We start from the raw sequence: 7,295 nt of genomic DNA on the forward strand, positions 1-7,295 counted from the left end.
GAGGCTGGGTGAGGGGAGACCGCCACCGCCTGCCATCAGCTCCAGCAGCGCGGATTCGACGCGGGCTGGGGGCAGGTCGCTCAGGGTGGCTTCGCGCAGGATGGTCACCCTGGGGCCGCGCTGGCCGCTCTGGGTCGGGGTGGAGGCGTGGGAGTAGAGCACCACACTGGGGCAGCCGACCACGGCCAGCAGGTGCATCGGGCCGGTATCGTTGCCGACCGCGCCGGCGGCCCGGCGGGCCAGCCCGCCCAGCTCGAACAGGGGCGTCCTGTCGGTCAGGTCGATAGCCGCCGGGCAGGCGGCGGCGATGGCGGCCGTGGTCTCCGCCTCCGACTTGGTGCCGACCAGCACCGGCGTATAGCCGCGCGCTGAGAGGCTGTTGGCGAGGGTGGCGTAATGCGCCTCCGGCCAGCGCTTTTCCGGCCGGTGCGGCGCGCAGCCGGGGGCCAGCAGCACATAGGGCGCCGACAGGGCGAAGCGCGACACGTCGGCCTCGATCCAGCCGGCATCCGGCGGCGGCACCTCGGCCACGCCCATGTGGCGAAGCTGCATCGCATAGCGGTCGGTGCCGTGGGTGGCGTTGCGGTTCGGATTCGGGTCGGGGTCGGAGCAGCCCCAGGCCTGGCCCGACCAGCGCGGCGGACCGGGCCGCAGCAGCTGGAAATATAGGTTCGTGCGGTCCGAGCATTGCAGGTCGTAGACCAGGTCGAACCGGCCGCCCCTGATCTGCCGGCGCACCGCGAGCAGCGCCCCCAGCCCCTTGTCGCGCGGGTCGGTCCACACCTCGTCGAACCAGCCGCTGGCGCGGGCCAGCGGAGCCAGAGAGGGGATCGTCTGCAGCACCAGATGGTCGCCGGCATGATGCCGGCGCAGCGCCTGGAACGCGCCCAGCGCCATGATGAAATCGCCGAACGCGCCATGCTTGATGACCAGGATGCGGCGCGCCGGAAGGGATGTCGTCGGTTCGGACATGCCTCGCGTATAGCGGGCGGCGATCCAGAAGGGAAGCGGGTGTTGCCCCGGCGATGCCCGGCGACTAGGATGCGCCGCTTTCGAACGATGAGGATTTCACGAGCATGGCGATCCAGGTTCCCGTCTCCTGGGGCGAGCTGATGGACAAGATCTCGATCCTGGCGATCAAGTCCGAGCGCATCGACGATGCCGCGAAGCTGGCGAATGTGCGCGCCGAGCTGGACGCGCTGTCCCAGGTGCGCGACGCCAATCTGCCGGCCGACAAGGCCACGCTGGCGGCGCTGGACCGGCTGATGGCCGGCATCAAGGGCGTGAACGAGGCACTGTGGGAGATCGAGGACGATATCCGCGATTGCGAGCGCGCCAAGGATTTCGGCGACCGCTTCGTGACGCTGGCCCGCGCCGTCTACAAGACCAACGACAAGCGCGCCGAGCTGAAGCGCGAGATCAACACCCTGCTCGGCTCCGCTTTGGTTGAGGAGAAATCCTACAAGCCTTACGAGTAACGTCCGGAGCGTGCCGCCCACCCCTTCGAGACGCCCTCCCAAGTGCCTTGGCAGGGCTCCTCAGGGCGAGGGGAGTTTGGGGACGATCCGCTTCCAGCTTCCGCTTGGCTCCCCTCATGCCGAGGAGCGCCCGGCAGGGCGCGTCTCGAAGCATCGCGGCGGCCGGCTCCGTCGCGCAGATGCGCCAAGCCCCTTTATCCGCCGGCGATTTTCCGGCACAACAGTCCCGGCGTCCCCGTAGCTCATCAGGATAGAGCGACAGTTTCCTAAACTGTAGGCAGCAGGTTCGAGTCCTGCCGGGGACACCATCCTGATTGCGGGAGCGCCCCATGACAGACAGCCCCCTGCTCTACAACGCTGCCTACGGGCCGTTGAACCTGGCGGCGGTGCGGGCGGCACCGTGCCAGATGTCGCTGGGTGAGCGGCTGTTTCTCTACAGCCTGGTCTATGCCGCGCGGCCCCGGCATTATTGCGAGATCGGCACGGCGCAGGGCGGCTCGGCGCTGATCGCGCAATCGGCCCTGTTCGATATCGGGCATCACGACGCCCGGATGACGCTGATCGACATCGCCTTCGACGTGGACAAGGGTGCCCGCCAGATGCTGGCCCGCCGCGCCGAATTTCACGAAGGCCCGTCGCTGGAGATGCTGCCGAAGGCGGCGGCCGATTTTCCCATCGATTTCCTGCTGATCGACGGCGACCACAGCTATGACGGCGCCTACCGCGATATCGAGATGGCGGCCCGCTTCATGGCGCCGGGCGGCCATGTGCTGATCCACGACGCCTATAACCCGCCCATCGCGGCGGCGATCCAGGATGCGCTGCCGACCGGCGAGTGGATCGATGTCGGCCTCGTGGTGCGCCACGGCAATGATCTGGACGAGGCTCCGGTGGCCGATCCGCGCTGGCGGGACCAGCCCAACTGGTGGGGCGGCCTGTACCAGCTGCGCCGCCGGGCTTAGGCCAGCGGTTCCAGCTTCCAGCCGCCAGCGCCCTCGCGGGCCAGGGTGCGGGCCAGCAGCGGCAGGCAGTCGGCCAGCGCCTCGCGCAGGCCGAAGGGAGGGTTCACGATAACCATGCCGGTGCCGTTCAGCCGCAGCTCGGTATCCTCCGGGAAGATCGTCAGCTCGGCGACCAGCGCCTGCTTCGGCTCCAGCGAGCGCACCAGCGCGTGCAGCAGGCGCACATCGGCGCGGGCCTTGATCGGGTACCACAGCAGATACTGCCCGGTGGCGAAGCGCCGGAGCCCCTCGCGCAGCGCCTTGCCCAGCCGCTCCATCTCGCCCTTTTCCTCGAAGGGCGGGTCGACCAGCACGAGGCCGCGCCGCTCCTTCGGCGGCAGGGTGGCGCGCAGCGCCTCATAGCCGTCGCGGCGCTCGGCCTTGCAGCGCCGATCCTGGCCGAGGGCGATGTCCAGCGCCGCATGCTCTTCCGGGTGCAACTCGGCGAAATGCGCGCGGTCGCCGGCGCGCAGATGGGCCTGCGCCAGCAGCGGCGAGCCGGGATAGGCGTTACGCGCCAGGAACGGCCGCACCGCCGCCAGATACTCGGCCAAGGCAGGCGGCAGCGGCTCCGGCAGGGATAGCAGCCGGCCGATGCCCGCGCGATATTCGCCGGTCTTCTCGGCCTCGACACTGGCCAGATCGTACAGCCCGCGCCCGGCATGGGTGTCCAGCACGAAGAACGGCTTGTCCTTGCGTCCCAGATGCCGCAGCACCTGGACCAGCACCAGATGCTTCAGCACGTCGGCGAAATTGCCGGCATGGTAGGCGTGGCGGTAATTCACGCGCGCCCTCAGCCCAGCAGCCGCACCGGCTTGCCGTCGATCCAGGCGGCGATGTCCTCGACGATCTGGCTGTAGAAAACCCGGTAATTATCCTCGGTCACATAGCCTAGATGCGGGCTCATCAGCAGGTTCGGCACGCCGAACAGCGGGTGGCCTCGCGGCAGCGGCTCGCGGTCATAGACATCGACCGCCGCCCCGGCGATGCGGCCTTCCCGCAACGCCGCGATCAGGGCGTCCTGGTCGACGATCTCGCCGCGCGAGGTGTTGATCAGGAAGGCGGTCGGCTTCATCAGCGATATCTCGGCCGGCCCGACGATGCCCCGGCTGCGGTCGCTCAGCACCAGATGGACGCTGACGAAATCGGCCTGGCGGAACAATTCCTGCTTGGCGGCGTAGGTCACGCCGGCCTCGGCGCATCTCTCCGGCGTCAGATTCTGGCTCCAGGCCAGCACCGTCATCTCCAGCGCCTGGGCGACCCGGGCCACCCGCGCGCCCAGCTTGCCGAGGCCGACGATGCCCAGCGTGCGGCCCTTCAGATCGACGCCCAGCGTGCTCTGCCACTGCCCACCCTCGCCCAGCCGGCGCGTCTCGGCCGGGATATGGCGGGCCAGCGCCAGCATCAGGCCGATGGTCAGCTCCGCCGTGGGATGCCCCAGGCTGTCGGTGCCGCAGACGGCGATTCCGCGCTCCTTCGCCGCCGCCAGGTCGATAGCGGCGTTGCGCAGGCCGGTGGTGACCAGCAGCTTCAGGTTCGGCAGCTTCTCCAGCAGGTCGCGGCGGAACGGCGTGCGCTCGCGCATGATGCAGATTATGTCGAAGGGCTTCAGCGTCTCCGCCAGATCGGGCGACTCGGCCATGTAGCGGTCGAACACGGTCACCTCGACCGCATCGCCCAGGACCGACCAGTCGGCCAGTTTCGTCGAAACCTTCTGATAGTCGTCCAGCACCGCGCAGCGGAAGCTCATCGGATAATCCCTCCCCGAGTGAATTTTGCCGCAACCATGTCCACCGCCGGGCCGGAAGATCAAGCCCCGGTTCAACTGCGCGTGAGGATGCGGCGAAAAGGCTTGCCCAACCCGGCGCTTTTCCCCACTTGATATGCGCGAACAGAGATAGGGATGCGGATGCTCGGTCTGCGCGGTCTTGCAGCGATAATCGGCGTGCTCGCGGGCGCGACGGGCCTCCTGTCCCCCGCGCACGCGCAAGGCCCCGTTTCCACCGATCATGTGACGGCCGAACTGGTCGCCTCCGCACAGGCTGTCGTCCCAGGCGAGACCATCCGCATCGGCCTGCACAAGCAGATCATCCCGCACTGGCACACCTACTGGCAAAACCCCGGCGATTCCGGGCTGCCCACCACCATCGCCTGGACGCTGCCCGAGGGCGCGAGCGCCGGCGACATCCTGTGGCCCGCCCCCTCGCGCCTCGCCATCGGGCCGATCATGAATTACGGCTATGAGGGCGCGGTCACGCTGCTGACCGACATATCCGTCCCGGCCGACGCGCCGGTCGGCGGCAGCTTCCCGGTCCGCGCCACGATCGATTGGCTGGTGTGCGAGGAAATCTGCATTCCCGAACAGGTGGAGCTGTCGCTCGACCTGCCCGTCGTCGCGGCCGGCGGCGATGCCGGCCCGGCGCATCCGGCGATTGCCGCCGGCGAGGCCAGCCTGCCGGTGGAAAGCCCCTGGCAATCCCGCTTCCAGGCGCAGGGCGGGGCGCTGGCCCTGGCCATCGACGCCCCCGGCCTGCGCGCCGATTCCATCGAGGATATCTGGTTCTATGCCGACGAATGGGGGGTGCTGAACCACGCCGCCCCGCAGGCCCTGGCGGTCGAGGCCGGGCGCATCGTGCTGAACCTGAAAACCGGCGATTCCTTCGCGCCCGACCTGGCGGCGCTGAACGGCGTGCTGGTGGTGAAGGAACGCACCGGCGACGGCGTGCTGACCCAGGCGTTCCACATCTCCGCCCCGGCCGGCGCGGTCACGGCGACCGGCGGCGGCGTGGCCGGGCTGGAGATCGGTTTCGGCACCGCGCTGATCTTCGCCCTGCTGGGCGGGCTAATCCTGAATCTGATGCCCTGCGTCTTCCCGGTGCTGTCGATGAAGGCGCTGTCGCTGGTGAGTCATGCACGGTCCGAGCCGGCCGTGGTGCGGCTGCACGGCTTTGCCTATACCGCCGGCGTGCTGGCCAGCTTCGCCGCGCTGGCCGCCCTGCTGGTGGCGCTGAAGGCCGCCGGCCAGCAGATCGGCTGGGGCTTCCAGTTCCAGTCGCCGGTCTTCGTGCTGCTGGTCGCCTATCTGCTGTTCGCCGTGGGCTTGAGCCTGTCGGGCGTGTTCACCATTGGCGCGTCGGTCGCTGGCGTGGGCTCCGGACTGGCGGCGCGGTCGGGCTATGCCGGCAGCTTCTTCACCGGCGTGCTGGCCACCATCGTCGCCACGCCCTGCACCGCGCCCTTCATGGGGGCGGCGATGGGCTTCGCCCTGGCCGCGCCGACGCCGGTGCTGTTCGCCGTGTTCCTGGTGCTGGGGCTGGGGCTGGCGCTGCCCTATATCCTGCTGTCGCTGTTCCCGCCGCTGCTGCGCTTCCTGCCTAGGCCGGGGCCGTGGATGGAGCGCTTCAAGCAGTTCCTCGCCTTCCCGATGTACGGCGCCGCGATCTGGCTGGTCTGGGTGCTGTCGCTGCAGGCCGGCGCGGACGGCGTGCTGGCGGCGCTGGCCGGCATGCTGCTGATCGCGTTCGCCGCCTGGCTGTACGAGACCACGCGCGGCTCCGGCCAGGTCGGTCGGCTGACCGGCGGCGGCGTGGCCGCGCTGGCGGCGCTGGCGGCGATCGTCGGCGGCTATATCGCGGCCGACCGGGCGCAGCTGATGAGCGCCCAGGCCAGTGGGGGCATGAGCGCCGGGGAATCGGGCGCGGCGGCGACCACGCCATGGCAGGCCTACAGCCCCGAGAAACTGGCCGCGCTGCGCGCCGAGGGCCGCCCGGTCTTCGTGAATTTCACCGCCGCCTGGTGCATCACCTGCCTGGTCAATGAGCGCGTCGCGCTGAACCGGCCGGAGATCGCCGAGGCTTTCCGCGGCGGCAATATCGCCTATCTGAAAGGCGACTGGACCAACCAGGACAAGGCGATCACCGAGAAGCTGGCCGAATTCGGCCGGTCCGGCGTGCCGCTCTATCTGTTCTACCCGGCGGGCCAGGAGGCCCGGCCGGTCGTACTGCCGCAGATTCTGACCGTCGACGGAATCCTCAAGGATATCGGCGCAGGCTAAAGCGGCGGCTTTGCGTCACCCCTGATATTGGAGACAGGCCATGTTGATGCGTAAGCTTTTCACCGGCGCCCTGCTGGGCGCGACCCTCTCCGTCGGCGCGCTCGCCGCGGGCAACGCCCTCGCCGTGGGCGCCGCGGCCGATATCGGCCAGCCGGCCCCGTCCTTTACCGGCAAGGCGGCCGACGGCAGCACCGTCAGCCTCGATTCCCTGCGCGGCAAGACCGTCGTGCTGGAATGGACCAACCATGACTGCCCCTTCGTGAAGAAGCATTACGGGGCGGAGAACATGCAGAAGGTGCAGAAGGAAGCGGCGGCGAAGGACATCGTCTGGCTGCAGGTCATCTCCTCCGGCCCCGGCAAGCAGGGCCATGTCGACGGCCCGACCGCGATCAAGCTGAACGAGCAGCGCGGGGCCACCGTCGCCAACACGCTGCTGGATGTGGACGGCAAGATCGGCAAGGCCTATGGCGCGCAGACCACGCCGCATATGTACATCATCGATCCGCAGGGCACGCTGGTCTACAAGGGCGGCATCGATTCGATCCCGTCCGCCCGGGCCGACGACATCCCGCAGGCGGTGAATTACGTGCGCGAGGCGCTTCAGGCGATGGATTCCGGCAAGCCGGTGCCGAACGCCACCACCCGCGCCTATGGCTGCACGGTGCATTACGCGTCATAAGGACAGCCGCTCGGCGAAGACACAAACCCTCCCCTCGCTCAGGGGAGGGTTTTTCTTTATGCCGCCCGACCCTTCGAGACGCC

Annotated in this window: 7 protein-coding genes and 1 tRNA gene; 5 read left to right on the forward strand and 3 right to left on the reverse strand. The window is 69.0% G+C overall.

Annotation, left to right across the window (positions count from 1 at the left end; translation table 11 throughout):
• A partial coding sequence (locus AUP43_RS04270; protein WP_067553104.1) for a glycosyltransferase family 9 protein occupies positions 1-972 on the reverse strand: 972 nt, incomplete at its 3' end.
• 104 nt (positions 973-1,076) lie between these two features.
• Between AUP43_RS04270 and AUP43_RS04275 the strand changes: the two genes are divergently transcribed.
• The 3 genes from AUP43_RS04275 to AUP43_RS04285 all read left to right on the forward strand — a co-directional run bounded on the left by AUP43_RS04275 (position 1,077) and on the right by AUP43_RS04285 (position 2,440).
• Complete coding sequence (locus AUP43_RS04275) at positions 1,077-1,478, forward strand: DUF6165 family protein (protein WP_067553106.1); 402 nt, start codon at positions 1,077-1,079, stop codon at positions 1,476-1,478.
• Positions 1,479-1,709: 231 nt separating this feature from the next.
• A tRNA-Arg gene (locus AUP43_RS04280) sits at positions 1,710-1,786 on the forward strand.
• Between the two features lie 21 nt (positions 1,787-1,807).
• The gene (locus AUP43_RS04285) at positions 1,808-2,440 is read left to right on the forward strand and encodes an O-methyltransferase (RefSeq protein ID WP_067553108.1); all 633 of its coding nucleotides are present in this window, start codon (positions 1,808-1,810) and stop codon (positions 2,438-2,440) included.
• Here the strand turns inward: AUP43_RS04285 and AUP43_RS04290 are convergent.
• Both AUP43_RS04290 and AUP43_RS04295 read right to left on the reverse strand, forming a co-directional pair.
• On the reverse strand, positions 2,437-3,264 hold the full coding sequence (locus AUP43_RS04290; RefSeq protein ID WP_067553110.1) for a 23S rRNA (adenine(2030)-N(6))-methyltransferase RlmJ: 828 nt from the start codon (positions 3,262-3,264) through the stop codon (positions 2,437-2,439). The genes AUP43_RS04285 and AUP43_RS04290 overlap by 4 nt on opposite strands.
• Positions 3,265-3,272: 8 nt before the next feature.
• The gene (locus AUP43_RS04295) at positions 3,273-4,229 is read right to left on the reverse strand and encodes a D-2-hydroxyacid dehydrogenase family protein (RefSeq protein ID WP_067553112.1); all 957 of its coding nucleotides are present in this window, start codon (positions 4,227-4,229) and stop codon (positions 3,273-3,275) included.
• Positions 4,230-4,382: 153 nt separating this feature from the next.
• Here AUP43_RS04295 and AUP43_RS04300 point away from each other — a divergent pair, with 153 nt between their 5' ends.
• The gene (locus tag AUP43_RS04300) at positions 4,383-6,533 is read left to right on the forward strand and encodes a protein-disulfide reductase DsbD family protein (RefSeq protein WP_232314870.1); all 2,151 of its coding nucleotides are present in this window, start codon (positions 4,383-4,385) and stop codon (positions 6,531-6,533) included.
• 40 nt (positions 6,534-6,573) lie between these two features.
• On the forward strand, positions 6,574-7,212 hold the full coding sequence (locus AUP43_RS04305) for a redoxin domain-containing protein (protein WP_084462559.1): 639 nt from the start codon (positions 6,574-6,576) through the stop codon (positions 7,210-7,212).
• Positions 7,213-7,295 lie beyond the last annotated feature (83 nt).

Source organism: Oceanibaculum pacificum, assembly GCF_001618175.1.
Taxonomy (GTDB): Bacteria; Pseudomonadota; Alphaproteobacteria; order Oceanibaculales; family Oceanibaculaceae; genus Oceanibaculum; species Oceanibaculum pacificum.

Bases quoted from the DNA above. Each gene is read 5' to 3' on its own strand.
- AUP43_RS04275 (WP_067553106.1), top strand. From the start codon at position 1,077: ATGGCGATCCAGGTTCCCGTCTCCTGGGGCGAGCTGATGGACAAGATC.
- AUP43_RS04285 (WP_067553108.1), top strand. From the start codon at position 1,808: ATGACAGACAGCCCCCTGCTCTACAACGCTGCCTACGGGCCGTTGAAC.
- AUP43_RS04295 (WP_067553112.1), bottom strand. From the start codon at position 4,229: ATGAGCTTCCGCTGCGCGGTGCTGGACGACTATCAGAAGGTTTCGACG.
- AUP43_RS04300 (WP_232314870.1), top strand. From the start codon at position 4,383: ATGCGGATGCTCGGTCTGCGCGGTCTTGCAGCGATAATCGGCGTGCTC.
- AUP43_RS04305 (WP_084462559.1), top strand. From the start codon at position 6,574: ATGTTGATGCGTAAGCTTTTCACCGGCGCCCTGCTGGGCGCGACCCTC.